The sequence below is a fragment of the Pseudomonas sp. Fl5BN2 genome (assembly GCF_009908205.1).
GTDB lineage: Bacteria > Pseudomonadota > Gammaproteobacteria > Pseudomonadales > Pseudomonadaceae > Aquipseudomonas.
In genome coordinates, this window is sequence record NZ_JAAARL010000007.1 from 161,464 (window position 1) to 178,969 (window position 17,506).

The window sequence follows — 17,506 nt, forward strand, 5'->3', positions numbered from 1 at the left end:
TTGCTCTTGTTCATCCAGCCGAGCCGTTTGCACGCTCGCCTGTTCGTCCTGCCCCAGGACACACTGATAACAAGAGGAAGATTCATGAGCACGCTGCGTTTTACTCTCGAGCATGAATGGCTGCGCCTGGAAGACTCCGGCGAGCTGACGGTCGGCATCACCACCTTTGCCCAGGAGGCCCTGGGCGATGTGGTGTTCGTCCAGTTGCCGGAACCAGGTGCCTATGAGGAAGGCTACGAAGTGGCGGTGGTGGAGTCGGTGAAGGCCGCCAGCGCGATCAGCATGCCGCTGACCGGCGAGGTGGTGGCGGTGAACCAGGCACTGAGCGAGACCCCGGAGCTGGTCAACGCTTCACCGATGGCGGAGGGCTGGTTCCTGCGCATCCGCATCGACGACCTCGCGGCCCTCGACGGCCTGCTGGACCAGGACGGCTACGACCGTTTCCTGGCCGATAACGCCTGAGCCGGGGTGCTGACATGAGCAGAGCACAGACCCCGTCCGCCACCGACAACGAGTTCATTGCCCGGCATATCGGCCCGCGCCAGGATGACGAGCAGGCCATGCTGGCGGTGATCGGCCATGAGTCGCTGGCGGCGCTGATCGCCAGCATCATCCCCGACAGCATCAAGGGCACCAGCGTACTGGAGCTGGGCCACGGCCAGAGCGAAGCCCAGGCCCTGGCCTCGATCAAGGCCATCGCCGCCAACAACCAGCTGTTCAAGACCTACATCGGCCAGGGTTACTACAGCTGCCACACGCCATCGCCGATCCTGCGCAACCTCCTGGAAAACCCGGCCTGGTACACCGCCTACACCCCGTACCAACCGGAAATCTCCCAGGGCCGCCTGGAAGCGCTGCTGAACTTCCAGACCTTGATCAGCGACCTCAGCGGCCTGCCGATCGCCAACGCCTCGCTGCTCGATGAAGGCACCGCCGCCGCCGAAGCCATGACCTTCTGCCAGCGCCTGAGCAAGAACAAGGGCAGCCACGCGTTCTTCGCCTCGGTGCATTGCCACCCGCAAACCCTCGACGTGCTACGCACCCGGGCCGAGCCCCTGGGGATCAAGGTGGTGGTGGGTGATGAGCGCCAGCTGACTGACCTCAGCCCGTTCTTCGGCGCGCTGCTGCAATACCCGGCGAGCAACGGCGACCTGTTCGACTACCGCGAACTGACCGAACGCTTCCATGCCGCCAACGCCCTGGTGGCGGTGGCCGCCGACCTGCTGGCCCTGACCCTGCTGACCCCGCCCGGTGAGTTCGGCGCCGACGTGGCCATCGGCAGCGCCCAGCGCTTCGGTGTACCGCTGGGCTTCGGTGGCCCGCACGCGGCTTACTTCGCCACTCGCGATGCCTTCAAGCGCGACATGCCCGGCCGCCTGGTGGGCGTCTCTGTAGACCGTTTCGGCAAGCCGGCCCTGCGCCTGGCGATGCAGACCCGCGAGCAGCACATCCGCCGCGAGAAGGCCACCAGCAACATCTGCACCGCCCAGGTGCTGCTGGCCAACATTGCCAGCATGTACGCCGTGTACCACGGTCCCAAGGGCCTGATCCAGATTGCCCAGCGCATCCACCAGTTGACCGCGATCCTGGCCAAAGGCCTGAACGATCTGGGTCTGGTCGTGGAGCAGCAGAACTTCTTCGACACCCTGAGCCTGCACACCGCCGGCCGCACCGCCGCACTGCACGACAAGGCTCGCGCCCAAGGCATCAACCTGCGGGTGATCGATGCCGAGCGCCTGGGTCTGTCCCTGGACGAAACCACCACTGCGGCCGACGTTGAAACCCTGTGGAGCCTGCTGGCCGACGACAAGCCCGCGCCAGACTTCGCCGCGCTGGCGGCTTCGGTCACCAGCAGCATCCCCGCAGCCCTGGTGCGCCAGTCGGCGATCCTCAGCCACCCGGTGTTCAACCGCTATCACTCGGAAACCGAGCTGATGCGCTACCTGCGCAAGCTGGCGGACAAGGACCTGGCCCTGGATCGCACCATGATCCCGCTGGGCTCCTGCACCATGAAGCTCAACGCCGCCAGCGAAATGATCCCGATCACCTGGGCCGAGTTCGGCGCGCTGCATCCGTTCGCCCCGGCCGAGCAAAGTGCCGGCTACCAGCAACTGACCACTGAGCTGGAAGCCATGCTCTGCGCCGCCACCGGCTACGACGCGGTGTCGCTGCAGCCCAACGCCGGCTCCCAGGGCGAGTACGCCGGCCTGCTGGCCATTCGTGCCTATCACCAGAGCCGTGGCGACGACCGTCGCGATATCTGCCTGATTCCATCGTCGGCCCACGGCACCAACCCGGCCACCGCCAACATGGCCGGCATGCGCGTGGTGGTCACCGCCTGCGACGCCCGCGGCAACGTCGACATCGAGGACCTGCGGGCCAAGGCCATCGAGCACCGCGAACACCTCGCCGCGCTGATGATCACCTACCCCTCGACCCACGGCGTGTTCGAGGAAGGCATCCGCGAAATCTGCGGGATCATTCATGACAACGGCGGCCAGGTGTACATCGACGGCGCCAACATGAATGCGATGGTCGGCCTCTGCGCGCCGGGCAAGTTCGGCGGCGACGTATCGCACCTGAACCTGCACAAGACCTTCTGCATTCCCCACGGCGGTGGCGGTCCGGGCGTCGGCCCGATCGGCGTCAAGTCGCACCTGGCGCCGTTCCTGCCCGGCCACGCCGCGCTGGAAAACAAGAAGGGCGCGGTCTGTGCCGCACCGTTCGGCAGCGCCAGCATCCTGCCGATCACCTGGATGTACATCCGCATGATGGGTGGCGCCGGCCTCAAGCGCGCCTCGCAATTGGCGATCCTCAATGCCAACTACATCTCGCGGCGCCTGGAAGAGCATTACCCGGTGCTCTACACCGGCAGCAACGGCCTGGTGGCCCACGAATGCATCCTCGACCTGCGCCCGCTGAAAGACAGCAGCGGTATCAGTGTCGATGACGTGGCCAAGCGCCTGATCGACTTTGGTTTCCACGCCCCGACCATGTCGTTCCCGGTGGCCGGCACGCTGATGATCGAGCCCACCGAAAGTGAATCCAGGCAAGAGCTGGATCGTTTTTGCGACGCGATGATCCGCATCCGCGAGGAAATCCGTGCGGTGGAAAGCGGCCTGCTGGACAAGGACGACAACCCACTGAAAAACGCCCCGCACACTGCGGCCGAGCTGGTGGGGGAATGGTCCCATCCGTACAGCCGCGAACAGGCGGTGTACCCGGTGGCGTCGCTGGTCGATGGCAAGTACTGGCCGCCGGTGGGCCGGATCGACAACGTGTTCGGCGACCGCAACCTGGTGTGTGCCTGCCCGTCGATCGAAAGCTACCAGGACGCCTGAAGGCAAGGCCCGGACTTGCGCCGGGCCCTACACCCAGCTCCAGCCCCATTACCCGAATAAAAAAGGAAACCGAGCATGTTCCATACCCACCTGACCCTGGCCGATTTTGACCCAGCACTGGCCTCTGCCATTCGCGGTGAAGCCCGCCGCCAGGAAGACCATATCGAGCTGATTGCCTCGGAAAACTACACCAGCCCCCAGGTGATGCAGGCCCAGGGCAGCGAGCTGACCAACAAGTACGCCGAAGGTTATCCAGGCAAGCGCTACTACGGTGGTTGCGAGCATGTCGATGTGGTCGAACAACTGGCCATCGACCGCGCCAAGCAGTTGTTCGGCGCCGGTTATGCCAACGTCCAGCCGCACTCCGGCAGCCAGGCCAACGCCGCGGTGTTCCTCGCCCTGTTGCAGGCCGGCGACACCGTGCTGGGCATGAGCCTGGCCCACGGCGGGCACCTGACCCACGGCGCCAAGGTGAGTTTCTCCGGCAAGCTGTACAACGCGGTGCAGTACGGTATCGACACCGCCACCGGGCTGATCGACTACAACGAGGTCGAGCGCCTGGCGGTGGAACACCAGCCGAAAATGATCATCGCGGGCTTCTCCGCTTACTCGAAGACCCTGGACTTCCCGCGTTTCCGGCAAATCGCCGACAAGGTCGGGGCCTATCTGTTTGTCGATATGGCGCACGTCGCCGGCCTGGTCGCTGCCGGCCTGTATCCCAACCCGCTGCCTTACGCCGACGTGGTTACCAGCACCACCCACAAGACCCTGCGTGGCCCACGCGGTGGCCTGATCCTGGCCAAGGCCGATCCGGAGCTGGAGAAGAAACTCAACTCGGCGGTGTTCCCAGGCGGGCAGGGCGGGCCGCTGATGCATGTGATCGCGGCCAAGGCGGTGTGCTTCAAGGAGGCCCTGGACCCCGGCTTCAAGCAGTATCAGGCGCAGGTTATCGAGAACGCCCAGGCCATGGCCGAGGTGTTTATCCAGAGAGGCTACGACGTGATCTCCGGCGGTACCGACAACCACTTGTTCCTGGTCAGCCTGATTCGCCAGGGCATCACCGGCAAGGACGCGGACGCTGCATTGGGCCGCGCGCACATCACGGTGAACAAGAACGCCGTGCCCAACGACCCGCAGTCGCCGTTCGTCACTTCCGGCCTGCGCATCGGCACGCCGGCGGTGACCACCCGTGGCTTCAAGGTGGCGCAGTGCCGGGCCCTGGCGACCTGGATCTGCGACATTCTCGACCACCTCGGTGATGCCGATGTCGAGGCCAATGTCGCCCGCCAGGTGGCGACCCTGTGCGCCGATTTCCCGGTCTACGCGGCCTGATCGTGGCGCTGGGCGCCGGCGATCAGCGTCGGCCCGGCGCAGCGTGGCCAATGCCCGCAGGCGTGTGCGCTGTAGCCGGCATCGCGCAGCAGCGCAGGCGCGGGGGCCGGTTCAACTTACTCAAGGAGTCTCCATGTCCAATCCACAACTGCTGCACACCCCGTTGCATGCCCTGCACCTGGAGCTTGGCGCACGCATGGTGCCGTTCGCCGGCTACGCCATGCCGGTCCAGTACCCGCTGGGGGTGATGAAGGAGCATTTGCACACCCGCGAACAGGCGGGCCTGTTCGACGTCTCGCACATGGGCCAGATCCGCCTGCACGGTGCCGGGGCGGCGCAGGCCCTGGAAAGCCTGGTGCCGGTGGACATCATCGACCTGCCCGTGGGCATGCAGCGCTATGCCCTGTTCACCAACAGCGAGGGCGGTATTCTCGATGACCTGATGGTCGCCAACCTGGGCAACGACGAACTGTTGCTGGTGGTCAACGCCGGCTGCAAGGAGCAGGACCTGGCGCATCTGCAGCAGCATCTGCAAGGGCGTTGCGAGGTGGAATCACTGTTCGCCAGCCGGGCCTTGCTCGCCCTGCAGGGGCCGCAGGCTGCCCAGGTGCTGGGGCGCCTGGCGCCACAGGTGCAAGCCATGACCTTCATGCAGTTCGCCGAGGTCCGGGTGCGGGGGATCCCGTGCTATGTCAGCCGCTCTGGCTACACCGGCGAGGATGGCTACGAGATTTCCGTGCCGGTGGCCGGGGCCGAGGCCCTGGCGCGTGCGTTGCTGGCCGAGCCCGAGGTGCAGGCCATCGGTCTGGGCGCACGGGACTCGTTGCGCCTGGAAGCGGGCCTGTGCCTGTACGGCCACGACATGGATGCGCAACTCACTCCAATCGAGGCCAGCCTCGCCTGGGCCCTGTCCAAGGCACGTCGTCCTGGAGGGGCACGCGCAGGTGGTTTTCCCGGTGCCGAGCGGATCTTCGCCCAGCAGGAGCAGGGTGTGCCGAGCAAGCGCGTCGGCCTGCTGCCCAGCGAGCGCACGCCGGTGCGTGAAGGCGCGCAGATCGTCAATGCGCAGCAGCGGGTGATCGGCAGGGTCACCAGCGGCGGCTTCGGCCCGAGCCTCGACGGTCCCTTGGCCATCGGTTATGTCGAGAGCGGCTACAGTGCGCTGGAGACCGAGGTCTTCGCCCTGGTACGTGGCAAGGCGTTGCCGATGCACGTGGTCAAGACGCCCTTTGTACCGCAGCGCTATTACCGTGGTTGAGCACGCGCGCGAGCCGTGGCAGGCCGCGCCTTATTCTGGAGCCCAGACATGACCCAAAGTCCGTTGACCTCTGCCGGGCCGCAGCCGCTGCAACCCGGAGTGAAACTGCGCGGGGCCGAGAAGGTGGCGCGGATTCCGGTGAAGATCCTGCCCACCGAAGACCTGCCGCGCAAACCCGAGTGGATTCGCGTGGCCATCCCGGTCTCGCCCGAGGTGGCGCGGATCAAGCAACTGCTGCGCAAGCACAAGCTGCACAGCGTCTGTGAAGAGGCCGCCTGCCCGAATCTGGGGGAGTGTTTCTCCGGCGGTACGGCGACCTTCATGATCATGGGCGACATCTGCACCCGCCGTTGCCCGTTCTGCGATGTCGGCCATGGCCGGCCCAGGCCGCTGGACGCCGACGAGCCGAAGAACCTGGCGATTGCCATCGCCGACCTGCGCCTGAAGTACGTGGTGATCACGTCGGTGGACCGTGACGACCTGCGCGATGGCGGTGCCGGGCACTTTGTCGATTGCCTGCGGGAAATCCGCAAGCGGTCGCCGGGGATCCAATTGGAGACCCTGGTGCCGGACTACCGTGGGCGCATGGAGGTCGCGTTGGCCCTCACCGAGCAGGAGCCGCCGGACGTGTTCAACCACAACCTGGAAACCGTGCCGCGCCTGTACCGGGCCGCACGGCCGGGCTCGGACTTCGAGTGGTCGCTGGACTTGCTGCAGGGCTTCAAGCTGCGAGTGCCGCAAGTGCCGACCAAGTCCGGGCTGATGCTCGGCCTGGGGGAAACCGACGATGAAGTGCTTGAGGTGATGCAGCGCCTGCGCGAGCATCAGGTCGACATGCTCACCCTGGGCCAGTACCTGCAGCCTTCGCGCAGCCATCTGCCGGTGCAGCGTTTCGTGCACCCGGAGACTTTTGCGTGGTTTGCCCAAGAGGGGGCGAGGATGGGTTTCAGCAACGTGGCGTCCGGCCCGCTGGTGCGCTCTTCCTATCACGCCGAGCAGCAGGTGCGGGGCGGCGGGAACGGCTGAGCCGTCCCTCTTCTCCTTGTGCTCAGGTCCTGAGCAGGGTCCGTGAACAGGCTGCCAGGTCCTCCAGGAACGTCTGCAGGATCGGCGGCGGTGCGCTGCTGCGTCGGGTGATGACGTCGAACGGCGACAGCAGCCCCATGCTCACCGGCGCCAGTTGCTGCATTTCTCCAGTGGTCACCCACTGGGCGGCGAAGTGCATCGGCAGGAAACCGACATAGGCCCCCGAGATGATCAGGATCGCCAGCGCCTCGATGTTGTCCACCGTCGCCGCGGCCTTGCTCACGCCCAGGTGCTCCAGGTCGTATTGCTGCATGTAGCCGCGCACCACGATCCGGCTATGGGCCAGCTCGTCCAGCAGGGCGGGCTGCTCGACCTTGCTGCCGAACAGCGGGTGGCGCCGCCCGCAATACAACCCCAGTGCCTCGTGATACAGCAGCGCGTGCAACAGCCCCGGAACCCGGGTCGGGAAGTGCCCGATGGCCAGGTGCAGGCGCCCGTCGAGCACCCGTTCCTCCAGCTCCGCCGGGCTGCCGACGTAGACGTTGAGGTGCACATCGTGCCCACGGGAGACAAAGCGCTGGGTGGTCCTGGGCAGCGGCGAATCCGGGTCGGTGATGGTGGTGTCGATGATGCCCAGGTTGAGCTGGCCGCTGATGTGCTGCTTGAGCACGTCAGCATCCAGGCAGAAGTGCTCCACCGCCGAGAGCAGGCGCTGGGTCGCCTCGTGGATCGCCACCCCTTGCTCGGTCAGGCGAAAGCCGCTGCGACCGCGCAGGCAGAGCTTGACCCCGAGCCGGGTCTCCAGGTGAGTCATCTGTTCACTGATGGTCGACTGGCCGACATTCAGCGCCGCCTGGGCCGCGGAAAAGCCTCCGCATTTGACGATTGCCGCAAACACCCTGAGCAGTTTCAGGTCGACATCATGCAGTTGAATCACTCCCCACCTCCGGCAGCTCGTTACATCGTGCGAGCCGATATGAATATCTGATATTGCGCATTTTCTCCATGAATAGCAGCGCCCATAGTCCCTCCAGCGACGGTTGGCCCTGGGCCTGGCCGTCCACCTAAAAACAATAATCGGAGTGACACCACTATGTCGAAGAATGGCTATGAATCCGGTCGCCTGAACCTGCCCTTCGTCGGGCACTGCACCTTTGCCAAATCCCCGCCGTGTACTGACTGGGACACCCTCAAGGCTGATGTTGCGGTCCTTGGTGCACCCAATGACATGGGCACCCAGTGGCGCTCGGGCGCCCGTTTCGGGCCACGGGGCATCCGCGAGGCATCGACGCTGTTCTCCTTCGGCCACTCCGGTGCCTACGATCATGAAGACGATGTGCTGTACCTGACCGCCGATGACATGACCATGGTCGATGTCGGCGATGCCGATATCGTCCACACCGATATGCAAGCCAGTAACGACAACATCGAATACGCCGTGCGCAAGATCCTCGATGCCGGTGCCATGCCCGTGGTACTGGGTGGCGACCACTCGGTGCACGCCCCGGTGATCAAGGCATACGAGGGGCGGGGGCCGATCCACATCATCCACTTCGACGCGCACCTGGACTTCGTCGATGAGCGCCATGGCGTGCGTTATGGCCACGGCAACCCACTGCGCCGTGCCTCGGAGATGGAGCACATTGTCGGCATGACCCAGATGGGCATCCGCAACGTCTCCTCGTCCAACCGTGACGACTATGAAGCGGCCCATGCCGCCGGCTCGAAAATCCTCTCGGTGCGCGACGTCCGCCGGCTTGGCACCGACGGCGTGCTGGAGTTGATCCCCCAGGGCGTGAACTACTACATCACCATCGACATTGACGGCTTCGACCCGTCCATCGCACCAGGTACGGGCACCCCCAGCCATGGCGGCTTCCTCTACTACGAGGTGCTGGAAATCATCCAGGCCCTGGCCAAGCGCTGCCAGGGCAACATCGTCGGCATGGACCTGGTGGAGGTTGCCCCGGTCTACGACCCGGCGGGCGTGACCTCGATCCTTGCCGCCCAGCTCCTGCTCAACAGCCTTGGCTTCATCTTCCACGAGCGCGCCCAGGCCCGCTTGCGCTAAGCCGCGCGCACACCGGGTATTGAGCCCCGGTACGAGCCGATCATCGAGCAACCGACCGCGCTGACCAGCGCCGTCCGGAGACAGTCAGAATGGACGTAATCGTCAAGCAGTACCTGCAGCAATACGGTGTCCTGGAGGCCACTCAGGCTTTCCTTTCCAAGCCACAAAGAATGTTCATCGGTGGCCAGTGGGTCGAGGCCAGCGATGGTCAGACCTCCGAGGTCATCGAGCCTTCGACCGAAGGCCGGATCACCTGCATCCCGATGGGCACCACGGACGATCTGGATCGGGCCGTCAAGGCCGCCCGCGAGCAGTTCGACGGTGGTGCCTGGCGCCAGGCCAAACCCCAGGAGCGTGAGCGCATGCTGCACCGCCTGGCCGACCTGATCGAGGCCAATGCCCTGGAGCTGGCGCAGATCGAATCGATCGACATGGGCAAGTCGGTGGTTGCCGCGCAAGAGGTCGACCTGCAGGGCACGGTGGACACCCTGCGCTATTTCGCCGGCTGGGCGACAAAGATTCACGGGCGCACCGTCGAGCCTTCGCTGCCAGGCAATTACCTGGCTTATACCCGCAAGGAACCGGTCGGCGTGGTGGGGGCCATCGTGCCCTGGAACTTCCCGTTGCAGACCATGGCCTGGAAACTCGGCGCCGCCCTGGCCACCGGCTGCACCGCGGTGGTCAAGCCGGCCGAGCTGACCTCGCTGTCCGCCCTGCGTTTTGCCGAACTGGTGCAGGCAGCGGGCATTCCGGATGGAGTGATCAACATCGTCACTGGGCGCGGCAGCGTGGTGGGTGCCGCGATGTCGAGCCATCCAGGCATCGACAAGCTGACCTTCACCGGCTCGACCCCGGTAGGGCGCACCGTCGGGCGTGCCGCGGTGGATGAAATGAAGCGCCTGACGCTAGAGCTGGGCGGCAAGTCGCCGGTCATCGTATTTGCCGATGCCGACCTGCCAGCTGCCGCCCGGGCCGTGGCCAACGGGGTATTCTTCAATTCTGGACAGGTCTGCGATGCCGGCACTCGTGCCTATATCCACCGCAGCGTCTATGACTCGTTCCTCCGCGAACTGGTGGCCTACACCAGGACCTTGAAGATGGCTCCCGGCATGGATCCCGAGTGCTTCATCAGCCCGATGGTTTCGGCGCTGCAGAAGGAGCGGGTGATGGACTATATCGAGATCGGCAAGCGCGAAGGCGCTGAGCTCTACTACGGTGGCAACCCGGTCGCCGGGCCTGGCTACTTCGTCGAACCGACGATCTTCGCCCATTGCCGCAACGACATGCGCATCGTCCAGGAGGAGATCTTCGGCCCGGTGCTGGTCACCGCACCTTTCGACGAGGATGAAGAAGCCCTGGCCCTGGCCAACGACTCGCCGTTCGGGCTTGCCGCCGCGCTCTATTCCAACGACCTGGGGCGTGTCCACAGCCTGATACCGCGGCTGCAGGCCGGTGCGGTGTATGTCAACGCCCACGGCACCATCGACCCGTCGATGCCCTTCGGCGGCTACAAGCAATCCGGGTTCGGCAAGGACCTGGGAGCGGAACAACTGGAGTTTCTGCTGGAGACCAAGGCGGTCTGGATCACGCTGCCCTGAGCCAGGGCCGGGCTTGCGCCCGGTCCCCTCGCGTGCAGCGGCGCTCGGGTGATTATCACTCGCATGGTTTTTACAATAACAAGAGACCTCATCATGCAGACCCAATCCAAAGCCGCCAACAGTGCGAGTGCCCACGGCAGCCATTCGGCCGTCGAAGGGCATTCGATCGACTTCATTCCTGAAAGCGAGCGCACTGACAAACTCCGCAGCCAGGGCCCGTTCTGGTTCCTGGGCAATTTCACGTTCTTCACCATGACCATCGGTTTCGTCGGTCCCAGTGTCGGCCTGACGTCACTCTGGACCACCCTGGCCGGCACCCTGGGCATCATGTTCGGCACCTTGTTCATGGCCTTCCACGGTTCCCAGGGGCCCCACCTGGGGTTGCCGCAGATGATCCAGTCGCGTGCGCAGTTCGGTTATCGCGGGGTGATCCTGGTGCTGCTGGCGACGCTGTTCGTGTTCGCCGGGTTCAACATCGTCAACCTGGTCCTGATGATGCAGGGATTGCACTCGCTGTTCGGTTTCAGTCCCATCGCCATCGCCTTGGCGGTTACGGTACCGGCGGCGGTGCTGGCGATCCTCGGGCATGACTGGATGCACCGCAGCTTCAAGTGGGCGCTGTACCTGTCGCTGCCGCTGTATGGCTTGGTGACCCTGGCCGTGATGATGCGCTGGGTGCCCGATGCGCCGCTGCCGGTACTGGCTGCTGGTGAAGTCGCGCCATTGCCGTTGGGCTTCAACTGGACCGGTTTCATTACCCAGTTCGCGGCGGCGGCCAGCTACAACATTGCCTATGCGCCTTATGTTTCCGACTACTCACGCTACCTGCCGAAGAACACGCCGGGCGGCAAGCTGATCGCCGTGGTGTTCCTCGGCGCTTCGCTGTCCGGTGCCTGGATGATCGCCGTGGGCGGCTGGCTGGCCGAGCACTTGCACACCGCCGACGTCCTGGTGGCCCTCGGGCAGGTGGGGAATACCGTGTCGCCCCTGGTCGGCACGGCGGTCGTGGTGGTGACTATCCTGGCGTTCCTGCCGGTGATCGCGATGAACATCTACAGCGCCAAGCTGACCACCCTGACCTGTGTCGACTCGATCTTTCACATCGAGCCGACTCGCAAGGCGCGGGTCCTGGCGATCATCTTCGTGATCCTGCTGCAATTGGCGGTGTCGCTGAGCATCCAGAGTTCCGGTTCCGGCCTGTCGGTACTGGGGATCTACCTGGTGGTGATGCTGTACTTCCTGGTGCCCTGGACCGCAGTCAACCTCACGGACTACTTCTTCGTGCGCAAGGGGCGCTACGCCATCCCGCACTTCTTCCAACCCCACGGCAGCATCTACGGCAACTGGGGCCTGCGCGGAATCGCGGCGTACGCCATCGGCTTCATCGCGATGATTCCGTTCTTCTACATCTTCGACGGTGTCGAGCAGCGCGAAGTCTATGTTGGCCCATTGGCCAAGGCACTGGGCAACATCGACGTGGCCTGGCTGGTCGGGCTGATCGTTTCGGCCCTGGCGTACTACTGGTTGAGCCGTTCGCTTGATCTCAAGCGCGAAGAAACCGTGATCCAGCAGATCGAGGCCAGCAATCCGCATTACACCACCGGGGACCGGCATGCCCAGCCCTCGCTGCCGCCACTTGGCAACACGACTTTCGGGAGATAACCATGGCGACTCAACAATACGACTACATCATCATCGGCGCGGGCTCCGCCGGGTGTGTACTGGCCAACCGCTTGAGCGAAGACCCGACCACCTCGGTGCTGGTCCTGGAGTTCGGCGGCAGTGATCGCAGTGTGGTGATCCAGATGCCCAGCGCCTTTTCGATCCCGATGAACACCACCAAGTACAACTGGCGCTATGAAACCGACCCCGAGCCCTACCTTGACGGGCGCCAGATCCACTGCCCGCGCGGCAAGGTGCTGGGCGGCTCGTCGTCGATCAACGGCCTGGTGTACATCCGTGGCCACGCCTACGACTTCGATGAATGGGAAGAGCAGGGGGCCAATGGCTGGGGCTACCGTCATTGCCTGCCGTACTTCAAGCGTGCCGAACACTACGAAGCCGGCGGCGATGACTACCGAGGCGCGACCGGCCCGCTGCACACCACCAACGGCAACCACATGCAGAACCCGCTGTACGGGGCGTGGGTGGAAGCGGGTGCCCAGGCGGGCTACATCAAGACCGACGACTGCAACGGGTTCATGCAGGAAGGCTTCGGCGCCATGCACATGACCGTCAAGGACGGCGTGCGCTGCTCGACGGCCAATGCCTACCTGCGCCCAGCCATGGAGCGCCCGAACCTGACGGTGGTGACCAAGGCCATGACCCGCAACATCATCCTCGAGGGCAAGCGTGCGGTGGGCGTGCTCTACGACTGCAAAGGGGTCACCCATGAGGTGCGCTGCAAGCGCGAAGTCCTGGTTTCGGCGGGGCCAATCGGTTCGCCGCACCTGCTGCAGCGCTCGGGCATCGGTCCGGCCGCGGTGCTGGACCAGGCCGGGGTCGAGGTTCGCCACGAACTGCCGGGGGTCGGCGAGAACCTGCAGGATCATGCGGAGATCTACATCCAGTTCGGCTGCAAGGAACCGGTGACGCTGAACAACAAGATGGACCCGCTGAGCAAACTGTTGATCGGCTTGCGCTGGTTGCTGTTCAAGGACGGGCTGGGCGCGACCAACCATTTCGAGGCCGGCGGTTTCATCCGCTCCGAGCAGGGGCTGCGCTGGCCCGACATCCAGTTCCACTTCCTGCCCGCGGCGATGCGCTATGACGGCAACAAGCCGATCAAGGGGCACGGCTTCATGGTCCTCACCGGGCCCAACAAGCCCAAGAGCCGTGGTCATGTACGGATTCGTTCGGCCGACCCCTATACCCACCCGCAGATTCAGTTCAACTACCTGCAGCGCGAAGAGGACCGCGAGGGCTTTCGCCGTTGCGTACGGCTGACCCGGGAGATCATCGGGCAGCCGGCGATGGACCGTTTTCGCGATGGCGAGATTGCCCCAGGGCCGAAGGTCAACAGCGATGCCGAGATTGACGCCTTCGTCCGCGCCAACCTGGAGAGCACCTACCACCCTTGCGGCACCTGCCGCATGGGCGAGGACGAGATGGCGGTGGTCGATTCGCAACTGCGGGTAAGGGGCCTCGAAGGCTTGCGCGTCATTGACTCCTCGGTATTTCCAACCGAGCCCAATGGCAACCTCAACGCACCGACGATCATGCTTGCCGAGCGTGCCAGCGACCTGGTGCGTGGACGCAAGATGCTGCCCCCGTCCGAGGCCGAGGTGGGCCTGGCCAAGGACTGGGAAACCCGTCAGCGGAGCAAACCGCCAGTGCGCAATGTCGCGGTGTGAGGCACTGGCTGCTGTCGCTCCAGGCTTCCTGGACAGCCCGGAGGTGGTCCAGGAAGCATGAGCATCCGGATGCGCGAACGCGCTCGGCGCTCGCCGGGTCGTTGTCCTGGGGCCTGCGCTGTCAAAAAACTGTGGTGCAGGGTCAAGCAGGGAAGAGGCCTTGTCCCCAGCATAAGGGGCAGGCCTGCGCCGACCGCTACACTGCGGTGCGGCCTTCGGACCTCTAACAAGAACAGGACAACGCGCAATGAATGCCTACCTGACCGCCTCCGCCCATGCCCAGGACGACCCCGCAGACTTCTGGCGCCAGCAGGCCCGGCTGCTCGACTGGATGCGCTTTCCCCAGCAGATCTTCGAGCAGCAAAGCCGCGAACACTACCAATGGTTTGCCGATGGGCAATTGAATACCTGCCACCTGGCGCTGGACCGGCATGTCGAGGCCGGGAACGGCGAGCGGCTGGCGCTGATCTACGATTCCCCGGTCACCGGGCAGCAACAGCGCTTCACCTATCGGCAATTGCTCGAGCAGGTGGCTCGCTGCGCCGGCATGCTCCGGACCCTGGGCGTGGAGCAGGGCGACCGGGTGATTCTCTACATGCCGATGATCCCGGAGGCGGTGATCGGCATGCTCGCCTGCGCCCGGCTGGGGGCGGTGCATTCGGTGGTCTTCGGCGGCTTTTCCGCGGCTGAACTGGCCTTGCGCATCGACGATGCCCAGCCCAAGGTGCTGCTGACCGCCAGTTGCGGCATCGAGTACGAACGCGTGGTGGCCTACAAACCGCTGGTGGACAAGGCCCTGGAGTCGGTGGCACAGCCGCCGGCCCATGTGGTGGTCGTGGCCCGGCCGCAAGCCGCCGCCGAGTTGCGTGCCGGGCGCGATGCCGACTGGCAGACGCTGATGGCCTGCGCCGAAGCCGTGCCGGCTGTGGCCTTGGCGTCCGGCGATCCGCTGTATGTGCTGCACACCTCGGGCACCACCGGTAAACCCAAAGGTGTAGTCCGTGACAACGGCGGGCATGCCGTGGCCCTCAACTACAGCATGCAGGCGGTCTACGATGCCCAGCCCGGGGAAGTGTTCTGGGCGGCGTCGGATATCGGTTGGGTGGTGGGGCATTCCTATATCGTCTACGGGCCACTGATTCGCGGCTGCACCACCTTGCTCTATGAGGGCAAGCCGGTGCGCACCCCCGATGCCGGGGCGTTCTGGCGGGTGATCGCCGAGCACCGGGTCAACGTGTTCTTCACCGCGCCGACCGCCTTTCGCGCGATCAAGCGCGAGGATCCCCACGGCGCATTGCGCGAGGGCCACGACCTGTCCTGCCTGAAGGCGGTGTATGTGGCGGGGGAGCGGCTGGACCCTGCCACCTACGATTGGCTGGATCAGTCCCTGGCGTGCCCGGTGATCGATCACTGGTGGCAGACCGAGACCGGCTGGCCGATTGTCAGCACCCCGCACGATGCTTGTCACTGTCCAATCAAGCCGGGGTCCGCCGGTTTACCGGTGCCTGGCTACAACCTGGCGATTGTCGACGACCAGGGTGATCCGCTGCCCTGCGGCGAGCCGGGCAATATCGTCCTGCGCCTGCCATTGCCGCCTGGCGTCCTCACTACCTTGTGGCGCGACCGCCAGCGCTTTGTCGACAGCTACCTGAGCACGTTTCCCGGCTATTACCTGAGCGGTGATGGCGGTTACGTCGACGCCGAGGGGTATGTGTTCGTCATGGGGCGTATCGACGATGTGATCAACGTGGCCGGCCATCGCCTGTCCAGCGGCAGCCTGGAAGAGGCCCTGGGCGAGCACCCGGCGGTGGCCGAATGCGCGGTGGTGGCCCTGGACGATGTGCTCAAGGGTGAAGTGCCGGTGGGTTTTGTGGTCCTCAAGCAGGATGCGCAAATTGACCCTGGGCAGTTGGAGCGGGAGCTGATCGAGCGGGTGCGCGAGCGCGTCGGGGCGTTGGCATCGTTGCGCCAGGTGTTGGTGCTCAAGCGTTTGCCCAAGACCCGTTCCGGGAAGATCCTGCGCAAGACCATTCGAGGCCTGGCCCGCGGTCCGTCGGTGCCGGTGCCGGCAACCATCGAGGATCCGCAGGTGCTGGATGAGCTGCGCGAGCTGTTTGCCCAGCGAGGTTTTTATCCGGACTCGCAGGAATAGGTCGTTACCCCGGAATAAAAACCCGCCTGGCGGCGGGTTTTTTATCGGCCGAACCTTCAGAGCAGAAGCAGTACCCGTGCCATTGCGGCGAGAAACAGTTCGACCTGATCTTCGCTGAAACACAGCGGTGGACGGATCTTCAGGGTGCTATTGGCAGCGCCGGCAACCCCGATCAGCATGCCTTCGTCGCGCAGCAGATTGACCATGTGCCGTGCAGTTTGCGGGTCCATCTCCGCGCTCATGGGCGCCAGCACATCGACGCCGAGGAACAGCCCCGCACCGCGCACCGCGCCGAGCCGTTGATGGTCGGCGGCCAGGCTTTCCAGCCCTTGCTTGAGTAGCAGGCCGACCTTCAGCGCGTTGGCCTGCAACTGTTCTTCTTCGATCACCTGCAACACCGCCAGGCCCACGGCGGCCGACACCGGGTTGCCGCCAAAGGTATTGAAGTAGCTGGCATTGCGGCCAAAACGCTGGAGGATTGACGGGCGCACGGCCAGGCCCGCCAAGGGGTGGCCATTGCCCATTGGCTTGCCCATGGTCACCAGGTCCGGCACCAGGCCGTGGCGCTCGAAGCCCCACATGTGCGTACCGGTGCGGGCAAACCCCGGTTGCACCTCGTCGGCGATGAACAGGCCTCCGGCGTCGCGGATGGCGTTGACCGCTTCGGCGAGAAAACCCGGCGGGTCGGCGAATACGCCGTCGCTGGTGAACAGGGTGTCCACCAGCAACGCTGCCGGCCGTATGCCATGGCGCAGCATGTCGGCGATCGCGGCGCGCACTTCGGCGGCGAATACCTGGCCGACGCGTTCCGGGTGCTGCGGGTCATGCAACGGGGCGTTGACCACCCGGCAGTCCTTGGACAGGGGCACGTAGTCACCTACGGACGGCGACAGCTCGGCGATGGCTAGGGTCATGCCGTGGTAGGCGTAGCGCGTGACGATCACCCCGGTGCCGCCGCTGTAGTCCCGGGCAATGCGCAACGCCAGGTCGTTGGCCTCGCTGCCGGTGCAGGTGAACATCATCTGGCTCAGTTCGCCGGGCAAGGTGGCCAAGAGTTTCTCGGCGTAATCGAGCACCCCCTCATGCAGGTAGCGGGTGTGGGTGTTGAGCTCTGCGGCCTGGCTGGACAGGGCCTGCACCACCCGTGGATGGCAGTGGCCGATCGACGCGACGTTGTTGTACAGGTCCAGGTAGCGGCGTCCGTTGCTGTCGTACAGCCAGGCGCCACTGCCCTTCACCAGATGCAGGGGTTGCTCGTAGAACAATTGATAGGCCGGCCCCAGCAGGCGCTGGCGACGTTCGATCAGCTGCCGCTCGGCCTCGTTGAGGGCAGCAGCGTGCTCGGCTTGGAAGGCGTTGACTTTCAACATGGCGA

12 protein-coding genes are annotated in these 17,506 nt (G+C 64.9%); 10 read left to right on the forward strand and 2 right to left on the reverse strand.

Going from position 1 to position 17,506, the window contains the following annotated elements; all coding sequences use genetic code 11:
• The first annotated feature begins 84 nt into the window (after positions 1–84).
• The 5 genes from gcvH to lipA all read left to right on the forward strand — a co-directional run bounded on the left by gcvH (position 85) and on the right by lipA (position 6,957).
• Positions 85–462 (forward strand): glycine cleavage system protein GcvH, encoded by a 378-nt coding sequence (gene gcvH, locus GV819_RS12185; RefSeq protein WP_161756333.1) that lies wholly within the window; start codon positions 85–87, stop codon positions 460–462.
• 14 nt (positions 463–476) lie between these two features.
• A complete protein-coding gene (gene gcvP, locus GV819_RS12190) occupies positions 477–3,341 on the forward strand; it encodes an aminomethyl-transferring glycine dehydrogenase (RefSeq protein ID WP_161756334.1) in 2,865 nt (954 codons plus the stop codon).
• Between the two features lie 75 nt (positions 3,342–3,416).
• Positions 3,417–4,673 carry a serine hydroxymethyltransferase gene (gene glyA, locus GV819_RS12195; RefSeq protein WP_161756335.1) on the forward strand — a complete coding sequence of 419 codons (1,257 nt, stop codon included), beginning with the start codon at positions 3,417–3,419 and terminating at the stop codon, positions 4,671–4,673.
• Positions 4,674–4,806: 133 nt separating this feature from the next.
• Positions 4,807–5,931: a glycine cleavage system aminomethyltransferase GcvT gene (gene gcvT / locus GV819_RS12200; RefSeq protein WP_161756336.1), complete on the forward strand. Its 1,125-nt coding sequence runs from the start codon at positions 4,807–4,809 to the stop codon at positions 5,929–5,931.
• A gap of 48 nt (positions 5,932–5,979) precedes the next feature.
• A complete protein-coding gene (gene lipA, locus GV819_RS12205; RefSeq protein ID WP_161756337.1) occupies positions 5,980–6,957 on the forward strand; it encodes a lipoyl synthase in 978 nt (325 codons plus the stop codon).
• A 22-nt stretch (positions 6,958–6,979) separates the two neighbouring features.
• Here lipA and GV819_RS12210 read toward each other — a convergent pair whose 3' ends face one another.
• On the reverse strand, positions 6,980–7,894 hold the full coding sequence (locus GV819_RS12210; protein ID WP_161756338.1) for a LysR family transcriptional regulator: 915 nt from the start codon (positions 7,892–7,894) through the stop codon (positions 6,980–6,982).
• Positions 7,895–8,050: 156 nt separating this feature from the next.
• Between GV819_RS12210 and speB the strand changes: the two genes are divergently transcribed.
• From speB to GV819_RS12235, 5 genes are all read left to right on the forward strand, one after another.
• Complete coding sequence (gene speB, locus GV819_RS12215) at positions 8,051–9,028, forward strand: agmatinase (protein WP_161756339.1); 978 nt, start codon at positions 8,051–8,053, stop codon at positions 9,026–9,028.
• Positions 9,029–9,117: 89 nt separating this feature from the next.
• Positions 9,118–10,626, forward strand: a complete 1,509-nt coding sequence (locus tag GV819_RS12220; protein ID WP_161756340.1) for an aldehyde dehydrogenase family protein — start codon at positions 9,118–9,120, stop codon at positions 10,624–10,626.
• 93 nt (positions 10,627–10,719) lie between these two features.
• Positions 10,720–12,288: a purine-cytosine permease family protein gene (locus GV819_RS12225; RefSeq protein WP_161756341.1), complete on the forward strand. Its 1,569-nt coding sequence runs from the start codon at positions 10,720–10,722 to the stop codon at positions 12,286–12,288.
• A 2-nt stretch (positions 12,289–12,290) separates the two neighbouring features.
• Positions 12,291–13,979: a choline dehydrogenase gene (gene betA / locus GV819_RS12230; RefSeq protein ID WP_161756342.1), complete on the forward strand. Its 1,689-nt coding sequence runs from the start codon at positions 12,291–12,293 to the stop codon at positions 13,977–13,979.
• Positions 13,980–14,226: 247 nt separating this feature from the next.
• The gene (locus tag GV819_RS12235; RefSeq protein ID WP_161756343.1) at positions 14,227–16,131 is read left to right on the forward strand and encodes an acetate--CoA ligase; all 1,905 of its coding nucleotides are present in this window, start codon (positions 14,227–14,229) and stop codon (positions 16,129–16,131) included.
• Between the two features lie 56 nt (positions 16,132–16,187).
• Here GV819_RS12235 and GV819_RS12240 read toward each other — a convergent pair whose 3' ends face one another.
• The gene (locus tag GV819_RS12240; RefSeq protein WP_178125049.1) at positions 16,188–17,501 is read right to left on the reverse strand and encodes an aspartate aminotransferase family protein; all 1,314 of its coding nucleotides are present in this window, start codon (positions 17,499–17,501) and stop codon (positions 16,188–16,190) included.
• Positions 17,502–17,506: the final 5 nt, after the last annotated feature.